23 protein-coding genes are annotated in these 24,792 nt (G+C 74.0%); 5 read left to right on the top strand and 18 right to left on the bottom strand.

Annotation, left to right across the window (positions count from 1 at the left end):
• Positions 1–112: 112 nt before the first annotated feature.
• Positions 113–1,714 (top strand): ABC-F family ATP-binding cassette domain-containing protein, encoded by a 1,602-nt coding sequence (locus ABZ135_RS13680; RefSeq protein WP_356695123.1) that lies wholly within the window; start codon positions 113–115, stop codon positions 1,712–1,714.
• Positions 1,715–1,783: 69 nt separating this feature from the next.
• Here the strand turns inward: ABZ135_RS13680 and ABZ135_RS13675 are convergent, their stop codons facing one another.
• The 4 genes from ABZ135_RS13675 to ABZ135_RS13660 form a co-directional block, all read right to left on the bottom strand.
• On the bottom strand, positions 1,784–2,941 hold the full coding sequence (locus tag ABZ135_RS13675; RefSeq protein ID WP_356695121.1) for a methyltransferase: 1,158 nt from the start codon (positions 2,939–2,941) through the stop codon (positions 1,784–1,786).
• Between the two features lie 92 nt (positions 2,942–3,033).
• The gene (locus ABZ135_RS13670; protein ID WP_356695119.1) at positions 3,034–3,609 is read right to left on the bottom strand and encodes a histidine phosphatase family protein; all 576 of its coding nucleotides are present in this window, start codon (positions 3,607–3,609) and stop codon (positions 3,034–3,036) included.
• A gap of 69 nt (positions 3,610–3,678) precedes the next feature.
• Positions 3,679–4,131, bottom strand: a complete 453-nt coding sequence (locus ABZ135_RS13665; protein ID WP_356695117.1) for a GNAT family N-acetyltransferase — start codon at positions 4,129–4,131, stop codon at positions 3,679–3,681.
• 101 nt (positions 4,132–4,232) lie between these two features.
• Positions 4,233–5,669: a PLP-dependent aminotransferase family protein gene (locus tag ABZ135_RS13660; protein WP_356695115.1), complete on the bottom strand. Its 1,437-nt coding sequence runs from the start codon at positions 5,667–5,669 to the stop codon at positions 4,233–4,235.
• On the opposite strand from ABZ135_RS13660, the gene ABZ135_RS13655 reads away from it, so the two are divergent.
• Positions 5,668–6,735 carry a DMT family transporter gene (locus ABZ135_RS13655; RefSeq protein ID WP_356695113.1) on the top strand — a complete coding sequence of 356 codons (1,068 nt, stop codon included), beginning with the start codon at positions 5,668–5,670 and terminating at the stop codon, positions 6,733–6,735. The two genes, ABZ135_RS13660 and ABZ135_RS13655, sit on opposite strands and share 2 nt — an antisense overlap.
• Positions 6,736–6,819: 84 nt before the next feature.
• Positions 6,820–7,023, top strand: a complete 204-nt coding sequence (locus ABZ135_RS13650; RefSeq protein ID WP_356695111.1) for a DUF1918 domain-containing protein — start codon at positions 6,820–6,822, stop codon at positions 7,021–7,023.
• 48 nt (positions 7,024–7,071) lie between these two features.
• Here the strand turns inward: ABZ135_RS13650 and ABZ135_RS13645 are convergent, their stop codons facing one another.
• Positions 7,072–8,355: a family 10 glycosylhydrolase gene (locus ABZ135_RS13645; protein WP_356695109.1), complete on the bottom strand. Its 1,284-nt coding sequence runs from the start codon at positions 8,353–8,355 to the stop codon at positions 7,072–7,074.
• Positions 8,356–8,534: 179 nt separating this feature from the next.
• On the opposite strand from ABZ135_RS13645, the gene ABZ135_RS13640 reads away from it, so the two are divergent.
• Positions 8,535–9,395, top strand: a complete 861-nt coding sequence (locus ABZ135_RS13640; RefSeq protein ID WP_356695107.1) for a 3-hydroxybutyryl-CoA dehydrogenase — start codon at positions 8,535–8,537, stop codon at positions 9,393–9,395.
• A 150-nt stretch (positions 9,396–9,545) separates the two neighbouring features.
• On the opposite strand, the gene ABZ135_RS13635 is transcribed toward ABZ135_RS13640, so the two are convergent.
• From ABZ135_RS13635 to infC, 10 genes are all read right to left on the bottom strand, one after another.
• Positions 9,546–10,076: an NUDIX domain-containing protein gene (locus tag ABZ135_RS13635; RefSeq protein WP_356695105.1), complete on the bottom strand. Its 531-nt coding sequence runs from the start codon at positions 10,074–10,076 to the stop codon at positions 9,546–9,548.
• 76 nt (positions 10,077–10,152) lie between these two features.
• On the bottom strand, positions 10,153–11,538 hold the full coding sequence (locus ABZ135_RS13630; RefSeq protein WP_356695103.1) for a transcriptional regulator: 1,386 nt from the start codon (positions 11,536–11,538) through the stop codon (positions 10,153–10,155).
• A 270-nt stretch (positions 11,539–11,808) separates the two neighbouring features.
• Positions 11,809–12,873, bottom strand: coding sequence for a PP2C family protein-serine/threonine phosphatase (locus ABZ135_RS13625; RefSeq protein ID WP_356695101.1), 1,065 nt, complete (start codon positions 12,871–12,873; stop codon positions 11,809–11,811).
• Between the two features lie 276 nt (positions 12,874–13,149).
• Positions 13,150–15,681, bottom strand: a complete 2,532-nt coding sequence (gene pheT / locus ABZ135_RS13620) for a phenylalanine--tRNA ligase subunit beta (protein ID WP_356695099.1) — start codon at positions 15,679–15,681, stop codon at positions 13,150–13,152.
• Positions 15,681–16,808: a phenylalanine--tRNA ligase subunit alpha gene (pheS, locus tag ABZ135_RS13615; RefSeq protein ID WP_356695097.1), complete on the bottom strand. Its 1,128-nt coding sequence runs from the start codon at positions 16,806–16,808 to the stop codon at positions 15,681–15,683. The genes pheT and pheS overlap by 1 nt, the downstream gene beginning before the upstream one ends.
• Positions 16,809–16,998: 190 nt before the next feature.
• Complete coding sequence (locus ABZ135_RS13610) at positions 16,999–18,198, bottom strand: ATP-binding protein (protein ID WP_356695095.1); 1,200 nt, start codon at positions 18,196–18,198, stop codon at positions 16,999–17,001.
• Between the two features lie 77 nt (positions 18,199–18,275).
• Positions 18,276–19,115: an RNA methyltransferase gene (locus ABZ135_RS13605; RefSeq protein WP_356695093.1), complete on the bottom strand. Its 840-nt coding sequence runs from the start codon at positions 19,113–19,115 to the stop codon at positions 18,276–18,278.
• Positions 19,116–19,256: 141 nt separating this feature from the next.
• Positions 19,257–19,643 (bottom strand): 50S ribosomal protein L20, encoded by a 387-nt coding sequence (gene rplT, locus ABZ135_RS13600; protein WP_019884941.1) that lies wholly within the window; start codon positions 19,641–19,643, stop codon positions 19,257–19,259.
• Positions 19,644–19,749: 106 nt separating this feature from the next.
• Positions 19,750–19,944, bottom strand: coding sequence for a 50S ribosomal protein L35 (gene rpmI, locus ABZ135_RS13595; RefSeq protein ID WP_041128339.1), 195 nt, complete (start codon positions 19,942–19,944; stop codon positions 19,750–19,752).
• Positions 19,945–20,072: 128 nt separating this feature from the next.
• Positions 20,073–20,789: a translation initiation factor IF-3 gene (gene infC / locus ABZ135_RS13590; protein ID WP_356695331.1), complete on the bottom strand. Its 717-nt coding sequence runs from the start codon at positions 20,787–20,789 to the stop codon at positions 20,073–20,075.
• A 310-nt stretch (positions 20,790–21,099) separates the two neighbouring features.
• Between infC and ABZ135_RS13585 the strand changes: the two genes are divergently transcribed.
• Positions 21,100–21,486, top strand: a complete 387-nt coding sequence (locus ABZ135_RS13585) for a DUF1844 domain-containing protein (protein WP_356695091.1) — start codon at positions 21,100–21,102, stop codon at positions 21,484–21,486.
• 44 nt (positions 21,487–21,530) lie between these two features.
• On the opposite strand, the gene ABZ135_RS13580 is transcribed toward ABZ135_RS13585, so the two are convergent.
• The 3 genes from ABZ135_RS13580 to ABZ135_RS13570 are packed head-to-tail and all read right to left on the bottom strand — an operon-like array spanning position 21,531 to position 24,739.
• A complete protein-coding gene (locus ABZ135_RS13580) occupies positions 21,531–22,265 on the bottom strand; it encodes an SseB family protein (protein WP_356695089.1) in 735 nt (244 codons plus the stop codon).
• A gap of 24 nt (positions 22,266–22,289) precedes the next feature.
• Entirely contained in the window at positions 22,290–23,462 is a 1,173-nt protein-coding gene (gene mycP, locus ABZ135_RS13575) for a type VII secretion-associated serine protease mycosin (protein WP_356695329.1), read from the bottom strand.
• Positions 23,462–24,739: a hypothetical protein gene (locus ABZ135_RS13570; protein WP_356695087.1), complete on the bottom strand. Its 1,278-nt coding sequence runs from the start codon at positions 24,737–24,739 to the stop codon at positions 23,462–23,464. The genes mycP and ABZ135_RS13570 overlap by 1 nt, the downstream gene beginning before the upstream one ends.
• Positions 24,740–24,792: the final 53 nt, after the last annotated feature.

Here is a 24,792-nt window from a genome sequence, read left to right as displayed (position 1 = left end):
CGCCCCGCCCGTCCCCTTACCCTCGGTCGCATGTCTACGCCCCGAATTTCCTAGCTGAGGACCCGCTTCCACGCCACCCGTGTGTCCTTCAGTCTGTTCGGAGCGTTATCCTATGATCACCGTCCGCGGTGTCGACGTGCGCGTCGGCGCCCGTCTCCTGCTGTCCGATCTCTCTTTTCACATCGCCCCTGGTGACCGCGTCGGCCTCGTCGGCCGCAACGGTGCCGGGAAGACCACCCTCCTCCACACGCTGGCCGGGTTGCGTGCCCCGGCCGCCGGGAGTGTCGTGCGGACCGGTCCCGTCGCGCTGCTCGCGCAGGACTCGCGGGCCGCCGACCCCTCCGTGACGGTCACCGACCGCATCCTGTCGGCGCGGGGCATGGACGTCGCCGTCCGCCGGCTGCGGGAGGCCGCCGACCGGCTCGCCGAGCGGGCGGACGCCCGGGCGATGGACGCGTACGGGCGCGCCGAGGCCGCGTTCGAGGCGTGCGGCGGGTACGCGGCCGAGGCCGAGGCGGCCCGGGTGGCCGCCGGACTCGGGCTGCCGGCGGATGCGATGGCGCGGCCCGTCGGCACCCTGTCGGGCGGCCAGAAGCGGCGGGTGGAGCTGGCGCGGATCCTGTTCGCCGGGCACGGCCGCGAGGGCACGCTGCTCCTGGACGAGCCGACCAACCACCTCGACGCCGACTCGGTCGGCTGGCTGCGCGGCTTCCTCTCCGCGCACCAGGGCGGCCTGGTCGTCATCAGTCACGACCTCGACCTGATCTCCGCCACCGTCAACCGGGTGTTCCATCTCGACCCGCTGCGCACGACCGTCGACGTCCACAACACCACCTGGGGCGCCTACCTCGCCCAGCGGGACGCCGACGAGCGCCGCCGGACCCGCGAGCGCGCCAACGCCGAACGCAAGGCGGCGGCACTGCACGCGCGCGCCGACCGGATGAAGGCCCGCTCGTCGACCTCGGTCACCGCCCGCAGCATGGCCCGCCGGGCCGACCGGCTTCTCGACGGCCTGGAGGAGGTGCGACGTACCGACAAGGTGGCACGGATCCGGCTGCCGGAACCGGCGCCCTGCGGCCGTACGCCGCTCGGCGCCATCTCGCTCACCAAGGCTTACGGCTCCGGCCGGCCGGTCCTCGACGGGGTCGACCTCGCGGTGGACCGGGGCGGCCGCATGGTCGTGCTGGGGCTCAACGGTGCCGGGAAGACCACCCTGCTGCGGCTGCTCGCGGGCCGGGAGGCGCCGGACGCGGGCCGGGTGGTGCACGGCCACGGCCTGCGGATCGGCTACTTCGCGCAGGAGCACGAGACGCTCGACCCGGATCGCACGGTCCGGGAGAACCTGGCCGCGGCGGCGCCGGACCTGACCGACGGGGAGGTGCGGAGCGTGCTCGGCGCCTTCCTCTTCCGGGGCGACGACGCCGACAAGCCGGCCCGGGTCCTCTCGGGCGGCGAGAAGACCCGGCTCGCCCTGGCGGGTCTGGTGCACTCGGGCGCGAACGTGCTGCTGCTCGACGAGCCGACGAACAACCTGGACCCGGCCTCCCGCGACGAGGTCCTGGCGGCCGTGGGCACGTACCCCGGCGCGATCGTCATGGTGACCCACGACGAGGGCGCGATCGACGCGCTGCGTCCGGAGCGGGTGCTGCTGCTCCCGGACGCGGAGGAGGACCTGTGGAACGAGGGCTACCGGGAGCTGGTCACCCTCTCCTGACAGCCTTCGCCGCCTTCGCCGCCTTCGCCGCCTTGGCCGCCCCGGCCGCTTTGGCCGCCCGCACCGCCCTCAGCGCTTCACGGCCCTCAGGACCACGAACTTCGGGTCGCTGGCGACCAGTTCACTGTTGCCGAAGATCCGCCGCAGGGTGACGTGGTAGCCGAGGTGCCGGTTGCCGACCACCCACAGCTCCCCGCCGGGCCGCAGGGCCCGGCGGGCGTCGGCGAACATGCGGCGGGCGGTGCGGTCGGTGGTGGCCTGGTGGCTGTGGAACGGCGGGTTGTTGAGCACCAGGTCGACCGACCCGGGCTCGACGTCCGCGAGCCCGTCCCCGACGACGAACCGGGCCTTGCGCCCCTCCCCCGCGTGCGTGCGGAAGTTCTCCTCGGCGGAGGCGACGGCCTGGTACGACTCGTCGGTGAAGAGCAGCTCGGTCTCGGGCTCGGCGAGCGCGACGGCGAGTCCGACCACGCCGTTGCCGCAGCCCAGGTCGACGACGGTGGACCGGCCGAGCCCCGTGGGCAGGTTCCGCAGCAGGAAGCGGGTGCCGATGTCGAGCCGGTCGGCGCAGAAGACGCCGGCCTGGTTGACGACCGTGCGCCCGGCGAGCCCGGCCGGGGCGTCCGCCGGCAGGGCGTACCGGTACGGCCAGGGGTTCTCGCCGCGCTCCGCTCCGGGAGCGGGCGTGGTGTGGATGAGCCGGGCCTTCTTCACGGCGAGGGAGGTGCGGGTGGGCCCGAGGATCGTCTCGAACAGCTTCAGCGTGGAGGTGTGGATCTCCTTCACCATGCCCGTGCCGACGATCACCGTGCCCTCGTGCACGGCGGGGGCGAGTCGGTGGAGCTGGTCCTCCAGGAGCGCGAGGCTCTTGGGCACGCGGACGAGCAGCACGTCGACCCGTTCGGGCGGCGGGTCCTGGGTGGTGAGCAGCCGTACCGCGTCCGGGGCGACCCCGGAGCGGGCCAGGTTCTCGCCGGTGGCGCTCCGCCCGAGGTACGAGTCGGAGATCTGCACCAGGTCCCCGGCTCCGGCGCCGGCGAGCGCGGTGACGAGCGCGCCCCACCGGTCCCCCACCACCACGACGGTCCCGGACAGATCGGTGCCGGCCTCGTCGAGGTGGTGGAGCAGATACTCGTCGGCGGCGTCCCAGGCGCGCAGCGGATCGCGCGGGTCGGCGGGAAAGCGGGTGAGTGGGAAAGCGCCCCATGACGTGGTCAGACGGTTCATCGTGCCCCCAGGCTAGCCGGTCGGGGCCCGCCCGCCGGACCGGAGCGTCCCCCCGCGCACCCGCCCGCCCACCCCGCGTCAGCCGGCCCCCGTCAGCCCACCGCCGCCGCCAACTGGAGGTGCCACAGGCCCGGCCGCCCCGTCAGGGTGACGGTCGAGAGCGGGCGGACGTCGACGTTCCAGTACGTGGCGGGCGGGGCCTTCAGGGCGTAGACGAGGGCGGCGCGCACCACGGCGGGTTCGGCCACGGCGACGATGGCGCCGTCGTCGGCGGGCCGGGTGTCGAGCCAGCCGCCGACCCGGACGATGAAGGAGAGGAGCGTCTCGCCGCCGTGCGGGGCGGCGTGCGGGTCGGTGAGCCAGGCGTCGACGGCGGCCGGTTCGAGGGCGGCGACCTCGGCGAGGGTGAGTCCGCGCCAGCGGCCCATGTCGCAGTCGCGCAGGGCGGGCTGGGCGAGCGGGGCGTAGCCGAGGGCGGTGCCGGTGGCGCGGCTGCGCGGGGTCGGGGAGCAGTAGCGGAGCTCGGCCGCACCGAGCGGAATCAGCCGGGGCGCGGCGAGCTGCACCTCGTACCAGCCGGCCTCGTCGAGCGGCCGGTCGTCGTCGAAGCGTTCGGCGAGCAGGGAGGAGCTGCGTGCCGCCGCGACGAGCGTGACCCGAAGACCCATGGCCGCGATCGTGAGGCCGGTGGGTCAGCGGGTCAAGGGGTCGTCTCCCGGGGCGGAGCGAATCGTGACTCACTGCTGTCCGAGAGCCATCCAGATGTCCGGATTCCGCAGTGGCGCGAATCCGACCTTCTCGTAGAGGCCGTGGGCGTCGGCGGTGGCGAGCATGATGCGGCGCAGCCCGTACGGCTCCAGGTGGTCGCGGACGGCGGTGGCCAGGGCGGTGCCGAGGCCGGCGCCGCGGGCCGGCCGGTCGACGTAGACGTCGCAGAGCCAGGCGAAGGTGGCGTAGTCGGTGACGACCCGGGCGTAGGCGGCCATGGCGCCGCTTCGCCGGTCGTAGGCGCCGAAGTTGAGGGATCCGGCGATGGCCCGGTCCTGTTTTTCCCGAGGTCGGCCCATGGCCCAGTAGGAGTCGGTGGAGAGCCAGTGGTGGACGCGGGCGGCGTCGATGCGGGCGGGGTCGGCTGAGATCTCGTACGCCCCGTGCATGACGGTGTCGTACGCGGCTGCGTTGTCGCTCATGGGCGCAGGGTGCCAGGGCCCCGGTCCCGTGTCAGGCGAATATCCCCGGGGCGATGCCCGCCGCGGCGGCCCCGGGGCCGCCCGGGGGACCGTCCGCCGCCTCAGCCGGTGAGCTCGTCGATCGCGGCCCGCAGCCGGCGGACGCCCTCGACGATCTCCGCGGGTCCGGCGACACCCGCGAAACTCAGCCGGATGTGGCCGGCGGGCGGCTCGGCGGCGAAGTAGGGGCGGCCGGGGGCGACGGCGACTCCGGCGCGCAGGGCGGTGGGGAGCAGGGCGGCTTCGGAGAGGGTGTCGGGGAGGCGGAGCCAGAGGTGGTAGCCGCCGGAGGGGATGTGGGGCAGGGCGAGTTCGGGGAGGTGGAGCGCGACGGCGCCGGTCATGGTGTCGCGGCGGCTCTTCAGCTCCTGGGTGACCGCCCGCAGGTGGCGGCTCCAGGCGGGCGAGCCGACGAGTTCGAGGGCGGCCTCCTGGAGCGGGCGGGGGACGAAGAAGCTGTCGACGACCTGGATGGCGCGGAGCCGTTCGAGGACGGGACCGCGGGCGGCGAGCGCGCCGACCCGGAGGCTCGCCGAGGTGATCTTGGTGAGGGAGCAGACGTGGACGACGACGCCGTCGGGGTCGTCGGCGGCGAGGGTCGGGGGCAGCGGGGCGGAGTCCTCGTGGACGAGGCGGCGGGCGAAGTCGTCCTCGATGACGAAGGCGCCCGCGGCGCGCGCGATGCGGACGACGGCGGCCCGCCGTTCGACGGGGAGGGCGGCGCCGGTGGGGTTCTGGAAGAGCGGCTGGCAGACGACGACGCGGGCGCCGGTGGCGCGGAAGGCGGCTTCGAGGAGGTCGGGGCGGATGCCGTCGGTGTCGGTGGGCACGGGGACGGGGCGCAGTCCGGCGGAGCGGGCGACGGCGAGCATGCCCGGGTAGGTGGGCGATTCGACGAGGACGGGGGTGCCGGGCGGGGCGAGGGCACGCAGGGCGGTGGTGAGGGCGGACTGTCCGCCGGCGGTGATGAGGATCTCGGCGGCGGTGACGCTGCCGCCGATCTCGCGGGCGAACCAGGCGCGCAGATCGGTGAGGCCGTCGGCGGGCGGGCGGCCCCAGGCGCCGGGGCGGCGGCCGGCCCGGGCGAGGGCGGCGGCGAGGGCACGTTCGGGCTGCAGGCCGGGGTGGAGGTAGCCGCCGTTGAACTCGACGACGCCGGGCGGGGGCGCGGAGAGGGTGACGAGGAGGCCGGAGGCGTCGACGGTCCGGGGGACGAGTTCGGTGGCGGTGTCGGCGCTGAGGGCGAGCTCCTGCCAGGAGGTGTCGCCGACGGCCGGGGCGGCGGTGCGGGTGTCGGCGCGGTAGGCGCCGGCGCCGGGCCGGGTGACGACGAGCCCCTCGGCGGCGAGCTGGGCGAGGGCGCGGGTCACGGTGACCGGGGAGACGCGGTAGCGCTCGACGAGGGCCCGACTCGACGGCAGCTTCTCACCGGGTGAGTAGCGGTTGAGCTCCGCCTTCAGGGATTTCGCCAGGTCCGCGACACTGCTACGCTCGTGCATGACAGCACAGAATAGCGCTACTACTCCGAGCACGATAGCGGTCGCGACTCCCCGGGACGCGGGAGCGACCGCCCCCAGCCCCACCGGAGCCGCCCCCCGCGCCGCCGGATCCCCGGCCGCGACGCCCGGCGCCGCCGGAGCCACCGCCGCCGGCCCCACGGCCCCGGGCTCCCCCGCCGGCCCCACGGCGACCGCCCCCGGCCCCACCGCCGCCAACCGGGGCACCCTGCTCGCCGCGCTCGGCGTGGTCTCCTTCTCGCTGACCTTCCCCTCCACCGTGTGGGGCCTGGAGAGCTTCGGCCCCTGGTCCCTGGTCGCCGTCCGCTCGGTGCTCGCCGCGCTGATCGCGGGCGCGTTCCTGCTGGTGGGCCGGGTGCCGCTGCCGGAGCGCCGTCACTGGGCGGGGCTCGCGGTCGTCGCGGGCGGGGTGGTGATCGGCTTCCCGCTGCTCACGACCCTGGCGCTGCAGACCTCGACCACCTCGCACGCCGCCGTGGTCGTCGGGCTGCTGCCGCTCACCACGGCGGCCTTCGCCGCGATCCGTACGGGCCGGCGCCCGTCCCGTACGTTCTGGGCGGCGGCGGTCTCCGGGGCCGTGGTCGTGCTCGCCTTCACCCTTCAGCAGAGCGGCGGCGCCCTCTCGACCGGCGACCTCTACCTCTTCGGCGCGCTGCTGGTGTGCGCCGCCGGCTACACCGAGGGCGGCCGGCTGGCGCGGCTGATGCCGGGCTGGCACGTGATCGGCTGGGCGCTGGTGTTCTGTCTGCCGCTGATGGCGGTCGGCGCGGCGGTGGCCCTCGCGTACGAGCCGGTGCGTCTGACGGCGCACGGCGTCGTCGGCCTCGTCTGGGTGGCGGCCGGCTCGACCTTCTTCGGGCTGTACGTCTGGTACCGGGGCATGGCGGCGATCGGCATCCCCCGCGCGAGCCAGCTCCAGTTGGCCCAGCCGCTGCTGACGCTGTTCTGGTCGGTCACCGTGCTGGGCGAGGACCTCGCCCCCGCCGCCCCGCTCGCGGCCGTGGCGGTGCTCGTCTGCATCGCGGTGACCCAGCGGGCGAAGAGCTGAGACGCACGCCACAATGGCAGCGTAGAGATTCCGAAGCGCGAGGACTCCGAGAAGGGCAGCCCCGGCCGCGAGGAGGTCACCCTGATGCAGGCGAGCGTGGGCGACAAACTGCTGGTGCACGGACGGACCGTCGGTCGGCACGACCGTACGGCCGAGGTGCTCCAGGTCCTGGGGGAGAACGGCAATCCCCCGTACCGCGTCAAGTTCGACGACGACGGACACGAGGCCCTGATGTCGCCGGGCCCCGACACCGTCGTACGCCACCACGGGGAGACCGGGGCCCGCTGACTCCCACGGGCCCACCGGTCCCCCGCTTCCGGACCGCCGTCCCGGCCCTCAGGTCTCGACGGCGGCGGTGAGCGCGCCCAGCGGGTCCTTCGCGACCTCGCGGGCCGCGAAGTAGCAGTGCCCGCCGACGTTCGGATACCTCCGGGCCAGTTCGACGTGCTTCGCCAGTTCCCGCGCGTCCTGCCAGGGCGCGGGCTGCGCGGGGTCGCCGACCTTGTACAGGGCTTCGCCGATGTAGAGGCGGACGCCGGTGTCCCGGACGACCGCGTCCCACCAGGGCACCAGCTTGGCGTAGTCGGTCGTGGGGGCGCCGATGTGCCAGTAGAGCTGCGGGACGACGTAGTCGATCCAGCGCTCCCGGATCCAGCGGCGGGTGTCCGCGTAGAGGTCGTCGTAGGTCTGCACGGTCGGTCCGGTGTCGGAGCCGGCGGGGTCGGTGGAGGCGTTGCGCCAGACGCCGAAGGGGCTGATGCCGAAGGAGACGCCGGGCTTGATCTCCTTGATCCGCGCCGCCGTCTCGGAGACGAGCAGGTCCGTGTTGTTCCGCCGCCACGCCGCCCGGTCCGTGAACCCCGCTCCGTACTTCCGGAACGTCTCGTCGTCGTCGAGACGCTGCCCCTGCACGGGGTACGGGTAGAAGTAGTCGTCCCAGTGGAGGGCGTCGATGTCGTAGCGGCGTACGGCGTCGAGCATGGCGTCCTGGACGAAGCGCCGGACCTCGGGCACGCCCGGGTCGTAGAAGAGCTTGCCGTCGTAGGTGAGGGCCCACTCGGGATGCCGCCGCACGGGGTGGTCGGCGACGAGCCGGGTCGGGTCGGCGTGGGTGGCGACGCGGTACGGGTTGCACCAGGCGTGCAGTTCCAGGCCGCGGGCGTGCGCCTCGGCGACGGCCGTGCCGAGCGGGTCCCAGCCCGGGTCGGCGCCCTGGACGCCGGTGAGGCACTGCGCCCAGGGCTCGTACGGGGAGGGCCACAGGGCGTCGGCGGAGGGGCGGATCTGGAGGACGACGGCGGTCATCCGGCGCCGTACGGCGAGGTCGAGCAGGGACTCCAGCTCGGCGCGCTGCCGGGCGGCGGTGAGGCCGGGGCGGGAGGGGTAGTCGCGGTTGGCGATCGTGGCGATCCACATGCCCCGGAAGGCGGCCGGGTCCCGCCCGTCCCCGTCGTCCCGCTCGTGGTCGTGCTCGACGGCCGGGTCGGCGCCCGCCCCGCCCGCGCCGATGCCCGCACCCGGACCCGGGTCCGTCTGCGCGGCGCTCGCCCTCCCCGTGCCGACGGCGAGCGCCGACAGGGCGATCCCGGCCACGAACCCTCTTCTCCCGATAAGCGGCATTTGTCCCACCCGGTCCTTCCTGGATATCGGATACGTCACAGCCCATCGGACAGCATGCCCACCCCAGAACGATCGATCATTTGCTCCGTCGGGAGTAACGTCGTGGGGTCGAGGCGGACGCACCGGAATCACACGGGCCCGCCGCCAGCATGAGCGAAAGGCACGAGGTGACGGACTCCATGGCCGACATTGAGCGCGTCGGAGTGGTGGGCTGCGGCCAGATGGGCGCGGGCATCGCGGAGGTGTGTGCCCGCAGCGGTCTCGAGGTGAAGGTCGCCGAGACCACCGGCGAGGCGCTGGAGATCGGCCGTACGCGGCTCTACAACTCGCTCTCCAAGGCCGCCGAACGCGGCAAGATCAGCGAGGAGGAGCGCGACGCCACCCTGGCGCGGCTCAGCTTCACCACCGACCTGGGCGAGTTCGCCGACCGCGACCTCGTGATCGAGGCGGTCGTGGAGAACGAGCAGGTCAAGACCGAGATCTTCCAGGTCCTCGACCAGGTGGTGACCCGGCCGGACGCCATCCTGGCCTCCAACACCTCCTCCATCCCGCTGGTGAAGCTGGCGGTGGCGACCTCGCGCCCCGACCATGTGATCGGCATCCACTTCTTCAACCCGGCGCCGGTGCAGAAGCTGGTCGAGCTGATCCCCGCCCTCACCACCTCCGAGGGCACGATCAGCCGGGCGCAGTTGTTCGCCGAGAAGACCCTCGGCAAGCACGCGATCCGCGCCCAGGACCGCTCGGGCTTCGTGGTGAACGCGCTGCTCGTGCCGTATCTGCTGTCCGCGATCCGGATGTTCGAGTCGGGCATCGCGAGCCGCGAGGACATCGACAACGGCATGGAGTTCGGCTGCGCCCACCCGATGGGGCCGCTGAAGCTGTCGGACCTGATCGGCCTGGACACGATCGCCTCGATCGCCGACTCGATGTACGCCGAGTACAAGGAGCCCCTGTACGCCGCTCCCCCGCTGCTCCAGCGGATGGTGGACGCGGGCCGGCTCGGCCGCAAGACCGGTTCGGGTTTCTACCCGTACTCCTGACCGCGGACGTGCTCAGCACCTCCGCTGCCACCGGACGGCCCGTACACCGCACAGGTACGGGCCGTCCGGCCTTTTCCGGGGTACGTACGGGGGCGCCCGGCCGTCAGCCCGGCCCTGACCCCGGCCCTGCCCCCGGCCCTGACCCCGCACTCAGCCCAGCCGCAGGTGGTGCAGCATCAGCAGCCCGGCGGCCATGTTGGCGGCCGGGACCTCGCCGCGGGCGATCATGTCGGGGACGAGCTTGAGCGGGACCCAGGCGAGGCGCGAGGACTCGAAGGCGTCCTGGGGCGGCCCGGTCCAGGTGGCCTCCTCGGCGAAGAAGAGGTGGTGGCGGGCGTCGGTGAGGCCGTTGGACGGCTCCACGGTGAGCAGCGGGCGCAGCGGTCCGGGGCGCCAGCCGGTCTCCTCCTCCATCTCGCGGGCGGCGGCGGCCTCGACCGTCTCGCCGTCCTCGACGACGCCGGCGGCCAGCTCCCAGCCCCAACTGTCGGTGATGAAGCGATGGCGCCAGAGCAGCAGGACCTCGTCGGCGGCGTTGACGGCGGTCGCGACGGCGACCGGGCGGAGCCGGATCAGATAGTGGTCGAGGCGGCGGCCGTCGGGGAGCTCGACGTCCGCGAGATTGACCCGGAACCAGCGGTTCTCATAGACGGACTGCTCACTTAATTTCGTCCACTGCACGGTTTTGCCACCTTCCGACTGGTCGGTGATTACGTGGTGGCAATATCGCAGGCGTGACGAGGTCGCAAGAACGGGCTCACAGGGGCACGCGCAGCGCGGCGTCGATGAGTTCGGCCGCCTCCCGTGCCTCTCCTCCCCCACTCGCGAGCAACTGCTCCCGCACCAGCCGCAGCCGGTCCCGCAGCCGCCGCGACTCCATCCCCCGCGCCCGCTCGGTCATCTCCACCGCCGTCCGCGCGGCCCGGTCCGGCTCCCCCTGCCGAAGCTGCACCTGGCACAACATCGCCAGCCGGTGCACCCGGCCCCGGTCGTGCGCCGGGGTCTCCACGGCCGCCGCCGCGTGCGCGTGGGCCGCCGCGAGTTCACCCAGACTGAGCAGGGCTTCGGCGACCTGCACGTTGACGAGACCCGGCTGGACGTAACCGGTCTCCGCCGGTTCGCGGCCGGGGGCGATCCGCTCCGCCTCCGCCTCGGCCCTGCGCACGCAGGCCAGCGCCGCCGACGCGTCGCCGAGGTGCGCGTATGCCTTCGCCTGCATCGCCGTCAGATCGGTGGCGAGCGCCGGGGTGATCTCCCGGCCCGCCGAGCGCAGCGCGGCCTCCGCGAAGGCCACCGCCTGCCGGTACTCGCCCATGAACAGCGACTGGTTGACGAGCAGCGCGACCACATAGGCGCCGAGCCCGCGGTCGCCGCTCGCCTTCGCCAGGCGCAGCGCCTGGTGGAAGTAGCGCTGGGCGAGGCCCTGGGCGTCGGAGTCGTAGGCGCAGATCCCGGCCACGGCCACCAGGCCGCCGGCCGCCCGGTGCAGTCGGCGGCCGAGCGCGTCCCCGTAGGCGCCGCGCAGCAGCGGCGCGGTCTCGGTGGTGAGGAAGCCGACGATCCGGGCGCGCGTCGCGATGCCGCCCGCCCTGCGGTACATGTGCTCGTAGTGCGCCCGGGCGGCGCTCAGCGTCGAGACGTCGGCGGCCGAGACCCGGGTGCGGCCGTCGCGGGAGACGTCGGTGTCCTCCGGCGGGTTCTCCCACTCCCAGACCGGCATCACCGCCGGGGTGCCGGTCACCGCCGGCGCGGCGCGCAGGTGCGGGCGCCGCTGGTCGTCGGAGCGCCACAGGGCGGTGGCCCGCTCGACGAAGCCGGAGAGCGGTGTGCCGGGCGCGGGGAGGCACCCGCCCGTGCCGTCGGGGACGCCGAGGCCGATGTCGTCGAGGGTGACGGCGCGCCGCAGCCGGTCGGCGAGGACCTCGCAGATGAGGTCGGGGACCTGGCCGCGCGGCCGCTGCCCCTTCAACCAGCGGGCGACGGCGGTGTGTTCGTAGCGCAGGGCGAGACCGCGGGCCCGGCCCGCCTGGTTCACGCGGGAGGCCAGGCCGGCGTGCGACATGCCCGCCTCGTCGAGGAGGGCGTCCAGCAGGGCGTTGGGCGAGGGCCTGCGGGCGGACGGGGTGAGGGAGTTGGGCTGCATGGGACCGCTCCGGTGATTCGGTGCGCTTCAGCGTAGTGAAGGACGGTTTCGCACGGGGTGTGAACGAAGTGCTCGTTCCTCCCTCTCGCGCGCGGTGTCGAAGTCGCGCCGGTACGGGTTGACTTGGCTCCCTCGCCGAAGGGCGAGGACCGGGCCGCCGGCTCCCCCTCTGACAGTGCGGCCGTCCGGTCCCCGCGCCGCCCGCGCTGTTGATCTGCCCGACACTCCGTGGCAGCGCGGGCGGCGCCGGTCCCCCGCCGTCCCGTCCCACTAGTACGGGGAGGGCGCGGGCCGGGTGCGGCGCAGCCCGGGTTCGGCGGGCTGCGCCGGTACCCGCACCCGGTCGTTGCGGACGACGAGCAGGGCCACGTCGTCGGCGAGCCGGCCGCCGGTGTGGCGCAGCAGCGCGGTGTGCACGCGCCGGACCACGGCGGCCGGGGAGTCGCCGAACGAGTCGGTGAGGACCGCGTCCAGCGGGAAGAAGCGGCCGCGGTGGTCCCGGGCCTCCTCGGCGCCGTCGGTGTAGAGCACCAGCGTCTCGCCGGGCAGCAGCCGGGTCGCGCGGTGCGGGACGAGGTCGGCGGGGAGCGGGAAGGCGCCGAGCGGCGGGAGCGGGTCGCCGACGGGCACCGCTTCGGCGCGGCGGCCGAGCCGGTACGGGCCGGGGTGGCCGCAGTCGAGGACGTCGACCTCCCCGTCGGGGCGGATCTCCAGGAGCAGCAGGGTCACGAACTCCTCGGCGGCGGGGTGCTCGGGCGGTTGCCCGGCCCGGGACGGGTGCTCCTCGCGGGCCCGCTCGCGCAGATGCCGCCCGAGCGCCCGCTCCAGGCGCCGCAGCACGCCCGCGAGTTCGGGCTCGTCGTGGGCCGCCTCCCGGAAGCTGCCGAGGACGGCGACCACGGCGCCGAGCGCGGCGAGCCCGTGCCCGCGCACGTCCCCGATGACGATCCGCACCCCGTACGGCGTGGCCACCGCCTCGTACAGATCACCGCCGACCACGGCGCCCCGGGACGCCGACAACTGCCCCGCCGCGACGGCCAGCCCGTCGAGCCGCGCGGGCGGCGGCCGCAGCACCACCTGCTGCGCGGCCTCGGCCACGGCCCGCACCCGCGCCAACTCCCGCATGAGCCCCCGCCGCACCCCGAGGACGAGCCCCGCTCCGACGGTGAGGAACACGACGCTGGTGGCGATCCGCATGGGCAGTCCGGGCTCCCTGGCCAGCGGACACCACCACCGCCACGCGACGGCCACGAGCCCCCACACCACGGGAGCCACCAGCGGAGCCATCCGCCGCATCCGGGAGCCTTCGGCAACCATCGACCTGTCACGGAACATCCACGGCCCTTCCCGAGGCCCGCCAGCGCCCGAAGACCCTGCGGCACACAGGCCCGCCCCTGTGACCGCGTCGATTCTCGCGGGGCGGGAGGGCACGGGGGAACACCGGCCGGGGATCTCACCCGAAGGAGTGAGCGAACTCGTACGGGAGTGCGTGGAGCACAGCTCCGGCCCTGGACTCGCTCTTCCACAGCAGATGTCGGCAGCACCCCGCGCAACACGAGGGGCCCCGCCCCGGGTTGTTCACCCGGGGCGGGGCCCCTTCAGCCGTGCCGGTCAGGCGCCGCGCAGGACCGCGCCCGTGCGTTCCGCGGCCAGGGCGACCGCGGCGTCGCGGGCCGCGGTGGCCTCGTCGACCGTCAGGGTGCGGTCGGGGGCGCGGAAGCGGAGGGCGTAGGCCAGGGACTTCTTGCCCTCGCCGATCTGGTCGCCGGTGTAGACGTCGAACAGACGGATGGACTCCAGGAGGTCACCCGCGCCGCCGGCGAGGTAGTACTCCACCACCGCCGAGGGCACGTTCTGGTCGACGACCAGGGCGACGTCCTGGGTGGCGACCGGGAAGGCGGAGATGCGCGGGGCCTTGACGGGGCCCTCGCTCGCGCGCTCCAGGACGTCCAGGTCCAGCTCCATGGCGCAGGTGCGGGCCGGGAGGCCGAGGGCCTTCACGACGCGCGGGTGGAGCTCGCCGCCGTGACCGGCGAGGACCAGCTCGCCGTCGATCACGACCTGGAAGGACGCGCAGCGGCCCGGGTGCCACGGGGCGTGCTGGTCGGCGTCGATCACCAGCTCGGCGCCGGCCTCGGCGGCCACGATCCGCGCCGCCTGGATCGCGTCGGCCCAGTCGGACGGGCGGCCCTTGCCCCACCAGCCGGCCTGCTCGCGGGCCCCGGCGAGGACGACGGCGGCGCGGCGCGGCTGCGCGGGCAGCGCGGCGTTGACGCCGGCGATCTCCTCGTCGGTGGGACGGCGGTCGACGGGCAGGCGGACGGCGACGCCCGGCTGTCCCTCGGCCGGCCGGAAGACCAGGCCGGTCTCGAAGAGGGCCAGGTCGTGGCTGCCGCGCCCGTCGTTGCGGCGCAGCGCGGCGAGCAGGCCCGGCAGCAGCGTCGTACGGAGGGCGGGCTCCTCGTCGGAGAGCGGGTTGACCAGCTTCACGACCCGGCGGCGGTCGTCGTCCGCGTCCAGGCCGAGCTGGTCGAAGACCTGCTCGCCGATGAAGGGGTAGTTCAGCGCCTCGACGTAGCCGGCGCCGGCCAGGGCGCGGCCCACCCGGCGGTGGGTGCGCTGGCGCTCGGTGAGGCCGCGGCCCGCGGGGGGCTTGGGCAGCGTGGAGGGCAGGTTCTCGTAGCCCTCCAGCCGGATGACCTCTTCGGCGAGGTCGTTCGGCTCGTTGAGGTCGGGGCGCCACGAGGGCACGGTGACCACGAGCTCGTCCTGGCCGTAGACGTCGCAGCCGACCTCCTGGAGGCGGCGGACGACGGTCTCGCGGCCGTAGTCCACGCCGGCCACCTTGTCGGGGTGGTTCGCCGGCATGGTGATGGTGCGCGGCGCGGACGGGGCGATGACCTCGGTGACGCCGGCCTCGGCGGTGCCGCCCGCGAGGAGCACGAGCAGGTCGACCGTGCGCTGCGCGGCCGCGGCGGCGGCCTGCGGGTCGACGCCGCGCTCGAAGCGCTTGGACGCCTCGGAGGACAGCTTGTGGCGGCGGGCGGTGCGCGCGATCGAGATCGCGTCGAAGTGCGCGGCCTCGACGACGACCTCGGTGGTGCCGGAGACGATGCCGGTCTCGGGGTCGGTCGTCGGGTCGGCGATCTCCGTGTTGGCGCCGCCCATGACGCCCGCGATGCCGATCGGCCCGCGGTTGTCGGTGATGACCAGGTCCTCGGCGTCCAGGACGCGGACGGTGCCGTCGAGGGTGGTGATCTTCTCGCCGGCCTCGGCGCGGCGGACCCCGATGGGGCCGTCGAGCCGGGTGCGGTCGTAGGCGTGCAGCGGCTGGCCGAGCTCGAGCATCACGTAGTTGGTGACGTCGACGGCGAGCGAGATCGGGCGCATGCCGGCCTTCTGCAGGCGGCGCCGCAGCCAGATCGGCGACCGGGCCTCCGGGTCCAGGCCGACGACGGTGCGCGCGGTGAAGCGGTCGCAGCCGATCGGGTCGGTGACCCGGACCGGGTAGCCGTACGCGTTGGGGGCGGGCACGTCGAGGAGCGCCGGGTCGCGCAGCGGCAGGCCGTAGGCGATGGCGGTCTCGCGGGCGACGCCGCGCATCGACAGGCAGTAGCCGCGGTCCGGGGTGACGGCGATGTCGAGGACCTCGTCGTACAGCTCCAGGAGGGCGGTGGCGTCGGTGCCGACCTCGTGCTCCGGCGGCAGCACGATGATGCCGTGCGTGCCGTCGTCGCCCATGCCGAGCTCGTCGCCCGAGCAGATCATGCCGCGCGAGACCCGGCCGTACGTCTTGCGCTCGGCGATCCGGAAGTCGCCGGGCAGCACGGCGCCGGGCAGGGCCACGACGACCTTGTCGCCCTCGGCGAAGTTCCGGGCGCCGCAGATGATCTCCTGCGGCTCGCCGGTGCCGTTGGCCTGGCCGACGTCGACGGTGCAGAAGCGGATCGGCTTCTTGAACTCCGTCAGCTCCTCGATCGTGAGGACCTTGCCGACCACCAGCGGGCCGGTGAGGCCCGCGCCGAGCTGCTCGACGGTCTCGACCTCGAGTCCTGCCGAAATGAGCTTGGCCTGCACGTCACGGCCGGTCTCCGTCGCCGGCAGGTCGACGTACTCCCGCAGCCAGGAAAGCGGGACCCGCATCAGATCTCCATCCCGAACGGCCGGGTGAACCGGACGTCACCCTCGACCATGTCTCGCATGTCTTCGACGTTGTGGCGGAACATCAGCATCCGCTCGATGCCGAACCCGAAGGCGAATCCGCTGTACTTCTCGGGGTCCACACCGCAGGCGACGAGCACCTTCGGGTTGACCATGCCGCAGCCGCCGAGCTCGATCCAGCCCTCGCTGCCGCAGGTGCGGCAGGGACGGTCCGGGTTGCCGACGGACTCGCCGCGGCAGACGTAGCAGAGCATGTCCATCTCTGCGGACGGCTCGGTGAAGGGGAAGAAGTTCGGGCGCAGCCGGGTCTTCATGTCCGGGCCGAAGAGCGCCTGGACCATGTGGTCGAGGGTGCCCTTGAGGTCGGCCATGGTGAGGCCCTCGTCGACGGCCAGCAGCTCGATCTGGTGGAAGACCGGGGTGTGCGTGGCGTCGAGCTCGTCGGTGCGGTAGACGCGGCCGGGGCACACCACGTAGACCGGGGGCTCCCGGTCGATGAGGGTGCGGGCCTGGACCGGCGAGGTGTGGGTGCGCAGGACGACACCGGACTCGTCGCCGCTCGTACCCTCGGGGCCCTGGACGAAGAAGGTGTCCTGCATCTGCCGCGCCGGGTGGTCCGGCACGAAGTTGAGGGCGTCGAAGTTGAACCACTCGGCCTCGACCTCGGGGCCCTCGGCGACCTCGTATCCCATCGAGACGAAGACGTCGGCGACGCGCTCCATCAGGGTGGTCAGCGGGTGGCGGGCTCCGGCCGGGACGCGGTCGTACGGCAGGGTGACGTCGACGGCCTCCTCGACGAGGACGCGCGCGTCGCGCTCGGCCTCCAGTTCGGCCTGGCGGGCGGCCAGCGCCTTGGAGACGGCACCGCGGGCCTGGCCCACGAGCTTGCCGGCCGCGGCCTTGGCCTGCGGGGGCAGGGCGCCGATCTCGCGGTTGGCGAGCGCCAGCGGCGAGGTGCCGCCGGTGTGCGCGGTCTTCGCGTGGGCGAGCGCGTCGAGGTCGCCTGCGGCGGCGAAGGCGGCGAGCGCCTCGTCCCGCATGCGCTCGATCTCTTCCGGTTTCAAGGCCTCGACCTCGACCGGGTCGTACGACTTATTGGGTGCCGACATCTCTTCCCGTGCTTCCGTTGGCTGGCTGGGCGGCCCCGCTCGACGTCAAGGGCGCAAACGTGCCAAAGGACGAGTCTAACGGGGTGGGGGGACGCGAATGAGCCCGTGGGCGGCCCGGGCGGCTCCTGATCTCGTACGGTCTCGCCTGGTGAGACCCGGGAGGGGTCCGCGGAAGACCTCGCGGGAGACCTCAGAGGAGGTGGGCCGGGGTGCCGACGGGCAGGATAAATCGGAACTCGGCTCCGCCACGGGGGCCGCGTCCGACGGTGATCGTGCCGCCGTGGGCCTCGACGACGCCCTTGACGATGTAGAGGCCGAGCCCGGTGCCGCCACGCTTGCTGCCCCGCCAGAAGCGGGTGAAGACGCGGCCCATCGACTCCTCGGGGATACCGGGGCCTTCGTCGCTCACGGTGACCTCCGTCCCCTTCTCTCCGTCGGTGGTGGCCGTGGTGGGTGCCACCTCGATGGTGACGGTTCCCTCGCCGTGGCGCACCGCATTTTCGAGGAGGTTGCCGAGGATCTGGTCGATCTTGTCGGGGTCGGCCCACAGATCGGGCAGGCCGGGGTGGACCCGGACGAAGAAGCGGTCCGGGGACTGGCCGCCGGTGGTGTGGGCGTGCACATGGCGACCTACGGCGGCGGCGATGTCGACGGGCTGGCGGCGCACCTCCAGCCGCCCGGAGTCGATCCGGGAGATGTCGAGGAGCTCGGCGATGAGCCGCTTGATGCGGCCCGCGTCCGCGTCGACGGTCTCCAGCATGAGCCGTTTCTGGTCGTCGGTGAACCGCTCCCACTTGTCGAGGAGGGTGGCGGTGAAGCCTTTGACGGAGGTGAGCGGGGAGCGCAGCTCGTGGGCGACGGTGGCGATGAGCTCGGCGTGGCTGCGCTCGGTACGGCGCCGGGCCTCGGTCCCGCGCAGGGAGACGACGACCCGCCGGACGGGTCCGGTGGGGTGGGCGCGGACGTAACGGGCGGAGACGAGGACCTCGCGGCCGCCGGGCAGCAGCAGATTCCGCTCGGGCTGCCCGCGCCGGGTGGCGAGCCCCCCGTACGGGTCGGTGAGCGCCCACCAGCGGCGGCCCTTGAGGTCTTCGAGCGGCAGCGCCTGATCGAGCGGCCGGCCGAGCGCCGCGTCGGCGGGCAGGCCGGTGATGCGGCCGGCGGCGGCGTTGAAGCAGACGACCCGCCCGTCCTCGTCGGCGACGACGAGCCCGTCGGGCAGGTCGTCGGGATCGATGCCGAGCCCGGCGAAGGGGTCGGCTTCCGGGGTCGCGGCGGGGACGTTCTCCGCGCTGTACGGCGTCGGTTCGGCGCCCGCCCGGTCGGGGGCCGTGGGGGCGTGGGGTGGGGCGCTCCGTGCGTGTGCGGGACTTCCCGTGCCGGCCTTCATCCCCGTATCCCACCCCTCCGTGTACCGCAGTGGGCCCGAGTCCGTCACCCTACTAGGCGAGCGCGTCCGGTGGGGCCTCAGGAGGCGGTTCGGGGGCGCTGGGCGCGCGCGGAGGCGTACAGGCACACGGCGGCCGCGGTGGCGAGGTTGAGGCTCTCGGCCTTGCCGTGGATCGGGACGCGGACGACGGCGTCGGCGAGGGCCCGGGTCTCCTCGGGCAGCCCCCACGCCTCGTTGCCGAAGACCCAGGCGGTGGGGCCGCCCATGGTGCCGGCGTCGAGCTCGTCGTCGAGGTCGTCCTGGCCCGCGCCGTCGGCGGCGAGGATCCGGACGCCGACGCTCTTGAGGCCGGCGACGGCCTGCTCGACCGGGACGCCGACGGCGACCGGCAGGTGGAAGAGGGAGCCGACGGAGGCGCGTACCGACTTGGGGTTGTACAGGTCCACGGAGGCGTCGGTGAGGATCACGGCGTCGGCGCCGGCCGCGTCGGCGCAGCGGAGCACGGTGCCGGCGTTGCCGGGGTCGCGGACGTGCGCGAGGACGGCGACCAGCTTGGGCCGGGAGGCGAGGATCTCCTCGAAGGGCGAGTCGAGGAAGCGGCAGACGCCGACGAGGCCCTGCGGGGTGACGGTCTGGGAGACCTCGGCGAGGACGGCGTCGGAGGCGAGGTGGACGCGGGCGCCGGCGGCGCGGGCGGCGTCGACGATCGGGGCGTACCGCTCGGCGGCCTCGACGGTGCTGAAGAGCTCGACGAGGGTCGGTTCACCGGTGCTGCCGCGGTGCTCGACGGCCTCGCGGACGGCCTGCGGGCCCTCGGCGATGAAGAGGCGGTCCTTGCCCCGGAAGTTGCGCTTGGCGAGCCGTCGGGCGGCGACGACGCGCGGCGAACGCGGGGAGATCAGCTCGGGGGTGGACATGTGCCTGCGGCTCTCTGACTCGGCTCGGCCCGGTTCGGGTACGGCGGCGAAACGGCGGCGGAAGCGGAAACGGCGGTCAACGCGCCGGACCCGCAGGCGCGGGGCCTGCGGGTCCGGGCAGAAGTACTGCGACCTGGAAGATCAGGCGGCGGCCTTCGGGGCGTTGACGTCGGCCGGGAGGGCCTTCTGCGCGACCTCGACCAGCGCGGCGAACGCGTTGGCGTCGTTGACGGCCAGCTCGGCGAGGATCTTGCGGTCCACCTCGATGTTGGCGGCCTTCAGACCCTGGATGAGGCGGTTGTACGTCATGCCGTTCAGGCGGGCAGCGGCATTGATGCGCTGGATCCAGAGCTGACGGAAGTCGCCCTTGCGCTTCTTGCGGTCGTTGTAGTTGTAGACCAGCGAGTGGGTGACCTGCTCCTTGGCCTTGCGGTACAGGCGCGAACGCTGACCGCGGTAGCCGGAGGCCTGCTCGAGGATCGCCCGGCGCTTCTTGTGGGCGTTGACTGCCCGCTTGACGCGTGCCACTTCTTAACTCCTTGTAGCGGGGCCGTGGTGATGCTCACACGACCCGGAAATCGGATGGGTCCCGGTCTGTGCCGGATGCCCTCGTCGCCGAGGGCGGGAGATCAGATCAGATGCCCAGCATCTTCTTGATCTTGGCGGAGTCACCCGGGGCCATCTCGGCGTTGCCCGTGAGGCGACGCGTCAGCTTGGACGACTTGTGCTCGAGCAGGTGGCGCTTGCCGGCGCGCTCGCGCAGGATCTTGCCGGAGCCGGTGACCTTGAAGCGCTTCTTGGCACCGGAGTGCGTCTTGTTCTTCGGCATAGCGCCGTTCTCTCCTCGTCAGTGGCGCTCCCCCGGTGCGGACACCGGACGACAGGGAGCGTCAATTCTTCGTTTGGTGGTTCCGGGGCGGAAGCCCTGGGGCTGCCGGGAGAGGCAGCCCCGCGGGATCACGCCTCGGGGTTCTCGGCCGACGCGTCGGCCGGGGCCTGCTCGACCGGAGCCTGCTCGGCCGGGGCCTCCTCGGCGGCGGGCGCCTCGGAAGAACCGCCCTGACGCTCGGCCTTGCGAGCGGCCTGTGCCTCACGCGCCTCGGCCATGGCCTCGGTCTTCTTCTTGTGCGGACCGAGAACCATGATCATGTTCCGGCCGTCCTGCTTCGGGTTGGACTCGATGAAGCCAAGCTCCTGAACGTCCTCCGCGAGGCGCTGCAGCAGTCGGTAACCGAGCTCCGGACGGGACTGCTCACGACCACGGAACATGATCGTGATCTTGACCTTGTCACCCTGCTTGAGGAACCGGACGACGTGACCCTTCTTGGTGTCATAGTCGTGCGGGTCGATCTTCGGCCGGAGCTTCATCTCCTTGATGACCGTGTGCGCCTGGTTCTTGCGCGCCTCACGGGCCTTCATGGCCGACTCGTACTTGAACTTCCCGTAGTCCATGAGCTTGCACACGGGCGGACGGGCGTTCGCCGCGACCTCAACCAGATCGAGGTCGTACTCCTGCGCGAGCTCCAGGGCCTTGGCAAGCGGGACGATGCCCACCTGCTCGCCACTGGGGCCGACAAGACGCACCTCGGGAACGCGAATCCGCTCGTTGATGCGGGGCTCGGCGCTGATGGATCCTCCTCGGTAGCACCACGCGACCGCCTGGCGGACGGACACGTACACGGTAGAACTGTCGAGACCAACCGAGCGGGCGCACGAAAAATGCCCCGACGGGACACAGGCGGGGCTCCACGGAAAACCGGAGCACCGCCGCGGTCAACCGCGGGGCGCACATCGGGCGGCTCCATCGTCCGTACGGAACGATGGTGACCACCTGACCGGTGACCCGCCGCCCGTGAGGACGGCAAGGTGGGAAGTCGGAGCCTCCACTTGTGGGCCGGGCACGCATGTGTCCGGCCGGTCGTTACACAAGGTTAGCAGGACCCGCCGGTCGGCGCGAACCGTACGTCCGCTTATCGTGTGGGACATGAGCGAGACGCCCCAGCACGAGTCCACGGACTCCTCCGCTTCCTCGGAAGCTCCCGACTTCGCCGCCATGACCCGCGACATCGCCGAGGTCCCGGCGGTCGAGGTGATCGTGACGGTCGCCGTCAACCTGATGAGCGCCGCCGCGGTGAAGCTCGGACTCACCGAGGAGGGCGACGAGCACAAGGACCTCGACGAGGCCCGCAAGCTGATCCACGCCCTGGCGGGCCTGCTCGACGGCGGCGCGACGGAGATCTCCTCCTTCCACGCGGCGCCGCTGCGGGACGGCCTGAAGTCCCTCCAGCTCGCCTTCCGCGAGGCATCCATCGTCCCGGACGAGCCGGGCCAGGGCCCGGGCGAGAAGTACACGGGTCCGGTGTACGGATAGTAGGCCGCAGGTACGGGGGCGCCCATGGGATCGCCCCCGTACGACTAGTTCCTTACGTAGAAGGGCTCGCCGGGAGGCGTGGCCGAGGCCGGCAGCAGTGCCAGGTCGAGGCCGCGCACCAGGCGGGCCCTCAGTGTTTCGTCGGCGGCGATCCGCCGGGCCACGCGCTGGGCGGCCTCCGCGGGGGCGGCGTCCTCGGCGAGGACCAGGGCGAGGACGCCGTCGGCGGCGCCCGGTCCCAGGTGGGCGCGCAGGACGGCGGGCTCGGCGGCGACCGCGGCGCGCACCGCGTCCCGTACCGCCGGGTCGTCCAGCGGGTCCGTACTGCTGCGGCCCTCGGCGAGCGCGAGCAGCGCCGAGCCGGTGATCTGGTACGGCACCGGTCCCGCCAGGTCGAGCACCAGCGTGTCGGCCTTCTCGTGGACGAGGGCCGCGAGGGCCTGCCGCAGGGGGACGGCGACGGGCCGGGCGGCCGGGTCCCACAGGGCGAGCGAGGCGATCGAGGTGAAGGCCGGCAGCGCCCGCCGGTCCCCGGCCGTCAGCGTGGGGACGGCCATGTCGCTGGTCTTCTCCTGGCGCAGCCCCGTGGCCGGATCGACCTCGACCTCGCCGAGGAGCGCGACGACGGGCACGAGCAGCCGCGCGTCGCGAAGGGCGTCGAGGACGGGCCCGTGTGCGGTTCTGTCCTCCGCCCACGCCGCCAGCGCCGCGGCGAGCCGCGGGTCGGCGGTGCCGTCGTCGTCGGAGAAGCCGGGGTCGGGGATGTTCTTGAGCGCCACCCGAGGAGCCTAACCGGCGGCCGGTCAGTGACTGCGGCTGCCCCGCCACAGGGCGACGGCGGCGGCGAGGAAGAGGACGCCGATCCCGCCCGCGAGGGGGGCGAGGAGACCGATGGGGTGGGCCTCCTCGGGGGCGGGCTGCGGCCCGGGGCCGAAGTAGCGGGCGGTGTGGCCGGCCGCGACGGTCTTGAGGTCGGTGCCCTTGAGCCTGGCGCCCGCCTCGATCGCGGCGGCCGGGTCGACCGTTCCGTACCCCTTCTCGTCGCTGCGGCCGCCCTCGGGACGGCTGCGCGCGGTGTCGACGAGGAGCCGCTTGATCTGGGCCGGGGTCAGGTCGGGGTGGGCGGCGCGGACGAGGGCGACGGCGCCGGAGACGAACGCGGCGGCGGCACTGGTGCCCCAGCCCTCGTAGTAGCGGCGGTCGGGGTCGGCGATGACGATGTCGACGCCCGGGGCGCTGACCGTGGCGTACCAGCGGCTGGTGGAGAAGGAGGCCCGCGTGCCGTAGCGGTCGACGGCGGTGACGGCGATCACGCCGGGGTAGGCGGCGGGGAAGGAGATGTGGTCGCCCTTCTCGCCGCCGTTGCCGGCGGAGGCGACGACGGCGACGCCCTTGGCGAGGGCGTACTGCACGGCGGCGTCCTCGCCGGCGTCGGGGTGGGCGGACTCGGAGTCGTCGCCGAGGGAGAGGTTGATGACGTCGGCGCCGTGGTCGGCGGCCCAGCGGATGCCTTCGGCGAGGGCGGTGCCGCGGGTCTTGCGGGCCTTGTCCCGCGCCTTGTCGGTGCCTTCGAGGATGACCCGCACGGGCAGGATCCTCGCCTTCGGGGCCACGCCGAGGACGCCGTCCTGGCCGCCGGGCCCGTGGCCGTGTCCGGCGATGATGCCGGCCATCGCGGTGCCGTGGCGGGCCCAGGCGCGGTCGCCTCGGGTGGCGCCGAAGCCGACGAGGTCGGTGCCGGGCAGCACGGAGCCGGCGAGGTCGGGGTGGGTGGCGTCGACGCCGGTGTCGAGGACGGCGACGGTGACGCCCTCGCCGCGGGTGGTGCGCCATGCCTCGGCGGTGTGCAGGGCGTCGAGGCCCCACTGCCGGGCGCGGATGGTGTCGGCGTAGGCGGGGGTGGTGGTCGCCGGGAGGACGGTGAAGGCGGCGGCGAGCAGGGCGGCGGCCGCGCCCCGGACCCGGTGGCGGCGGATCACTCCTGGTCCTCCCGCACGGTGGCGGCGACGGTCTTGCGCAGGGCGCGTTCGACGGCGTCGCCGACGCCCTTGGCCTCGTGGCCGAGGCCGGCCTGGGCGACCGGCGTGGTCCGCTTGGGTGTCATGGCGCGGTCGGCGGGTTCGGGTTCGGCGACGGCGCGGCCGTCGGCGAAGCCGGAGACGGCGGTGACGACGACGGGCAGGTCGGTCAGGATGTGCCGCCACCAACTGGCGCGCTGCCGGTCGCCGAAGCGCTCGGCGACGGTGCCGGGGCCGGGGAGGGCGGGCGCCGGTTCGTCGGCGGCGCGGGAGCCGAGGGTGCGCATGGTGGCGGGGTCGGCCTGGGTGAAGACGAGGGCGACGGTGGTGACGTGGGAGGAGGTCGCGTCGGTGTAGGTGGCGCGCAGGACGCGCTCGCAGCCGACGGTCCGGAGGGCGGTGTGCAGGGCCTTGGGGAGGGTGGCGGCGGTGCACGGGGCGTCGGGGGCGACGACGATCCGGGTCCAGGTGCGGGCGGAGCCGCCGGGTCCGGCGGCGGGGCCGGGGAGGGTGCGGGGGAAGAGGGTGTCGACGGGGGCGTTGTGCCAGAGCGCGCGGGCCGGGGTGTAGCCGGGCGGTTCGGCGGCTTCACCGGCCCCGGTGCCGGCGAGGACCGCGCCGGTGACGGCGCCGCCGACCAGCCCGAGGGCCAGGACGGCGCACACGGCGGCGGCCACGACCCGGCCGGTGCTGCGCTCCCGTACGGGGCGCAGCCGGGTCGTGGTCTCGGCGGGCGTCTCGGCGGACAGGGCCCAGGGGTCGTAGGCGTACGCGGGGGTGGGTGCGGGTCCCGGTGCGGGTGCGTCGGTGGGGCGGGCGGGCGCGGGGCGTCCGTCCCGTACGGGGCGGAGCCGGGTGGTGGTCTCGGCCGGGGTCTCGGCGGGCACCACGGCCCCGCGCGCCGGCTGCTCGGGCGGCAGCGGCTGCGCGGCACGGCGCGCCCGCGCGGGTGCGGGGGCGCTCGCGCCGGTGGCGGGGGGCGCGGGCGGCGCGGAAGCGGCCGACGGGTGGCGCTGCGAGGGCGCCAGGACCTCGGTGATGCGGGAGGCGGACGCGGGCTGTGCGGGCACGCCGGCGGCGGGACGGTCCGGCGACGCCGGGGCCACACGGCCCGCGCGGGCGTCGGGGGCGGTGGGCATCGAGCGCCCGGACGAGGTCACCGGCCCGGAAGCGTCCGACGACACCGGGGAGGCGGGGGCCGCTCGGCCCTCGCCGACGCCGGGAGCGGTGGGCATCGAGCGCCCCGACGAGGTCACCGGCCCGCGACCGTCCGCCGTCGCAGGAAAGC

It is taken from the genome of Streptomyces sp. NPDC006339 (genome assembly GCF_040612775.1).
Taxonomy (GTDB): Bacteria; Actinomycetota; Actinomycetes; order Streptomycetales; family Streptomycetaceae; genus Streptomyces.
This window is presented reverse-complemented; position numbering and strand designations above follow the sequence as displayed.